Source organism: Paraburkholderia sediminicola, assembly GCF_046026855.1.
Taxonomy (GTDB): Bacteria; Pseudomonadota; Gammaproteobacteria; order Burkholderiales; family Burkholderiaceae; genus Paraburkholderia; species Paraburkholderia sediminicola_A.
This window is the reverse complement of record NZ_JAQQET010000096.1, coordinates 1-1,286: the sequence shown is the minus strand read 5'-3', so window position 1 is coordinate 1,286 and position 1,286 is coordinate 1. Positions and strand designations below refer to the sequence as shown.

Below are 1,286 nucleotides of genomic sequence, written 5' to 3'. Positions count from 1 at the left end.
ACGCGGAAAAACGCTTCGTATTCGGTTTCTTTCAGTGCGAGGTAGGCCTTGACGAATTTCTCGCCGAGTACTTCGGCGATCGGTTCGCAAGCGCCCATCAGCGTCAAACCCTCTTCGAGGTTGCGCGGCAACTGGTACGGCAACTCGTAACCGTCGCTGATCAGCGGCTCGGTGGCTTCGAGCTTTTGCGTCATGCCGAGATAGCCAGCGGCCAGCGTCGCGGCAATCGCCAGATACGGATTGCAGTCCACGCCCGGAATGCGGTTTTCGATACGACGCGCGGCCGGCCCCGAATGCGGAATCCGGAAACCCACCGTGCGGTTGTCGTAACCCCATGCCACGTTGATCGGTGCAGCCATGAAGCGCGACAGGCGGCGATACGAGTTGATGTACGGCGCGAAGATCGGCATCAGCGCCGGCGTGTATTTCTGCAGGCCGGCGATATAGCCGGTGAACATCGAAGTCGGCTTGCCGTCCGGACCGGTGAACAGGTTCTGGCCGGTTTCTTCGTCCACGAGGCTCTGGTGCATGTGCATCGCCGAGCCCGGTTCGCCTTCCATCGGCTTGGCCATGAAAGTCGCGTACATCTTGTGACGCAGCGCGGCTTCACGCACCGTGCGCTTGAACAGGAACACGCTGTCGGCGAGCTTGAGCGGATCGCCGTGCATGAAGTTGATTTCCATCTGCGCGGCGCCGACTTCGTGAATCAGCGTATCGACTTCCAGTTCCTGCACCTCGCAGTATTCATAGATGTCTTCGAAGAGCGGATCGAATTCGTTGACCGCTTCGATCGAATACGCCTGGCGACCCGTCTCCGGACGGCCCGTACGGCCGATCGGCGGTTGCAGCGGCAGATCCGGGTCCTTGTTCATGTCGACCAGGTAGAACTCGAGCTCGGGCGCGATAACCGGCTTCCAGCCTTTGGCCTTATAAAGTTCGAGCACGCGGCGCAACACCCGGCGCGGCGAGATCGCGACGGGCGTGCCATCGAAGTGAACGCAATCGTGAATCACCTGGGCGGTCGGATCGACGGCCCACGGAATCATGCGGATGGTGCTGGCGTCAGGAACGCACACCATGTCCGGGTCGGTGACGCCGGTGAGCGTGCCGTCTTCCGGATAGTCCCCTGTGACGGTCTGGATCATCACCGCCTGCGGCAAGCGCATGGACTCGCCGGATTCGAACTTGCTGCGCGGAATGATCTTGCCGCGTGCGATCCCGGCCATATCCGGAATGATCGCTTCGATTTCGGTGACGCGGTTCTTTTTCAGAAATTCGTCGATTTC

At 60.6% G+C, this 1,286-nt stretch carries 1 protein-coding gene; it reads right to left on the bottom strand.

Translation table 11 applies throughout. From position 1 onward, the window contains the following. The coding region (locus PQR40_RS38955) for a glutamine synthetase family protein (RefSeq protein WP_408511279.1) at positions 1–1,283 on the bottom strand (1,283 nt) is incomplete at its 3' end. Between the last annotated feature and the right edge of the window lie 3 nt (positions 1,284–1,286).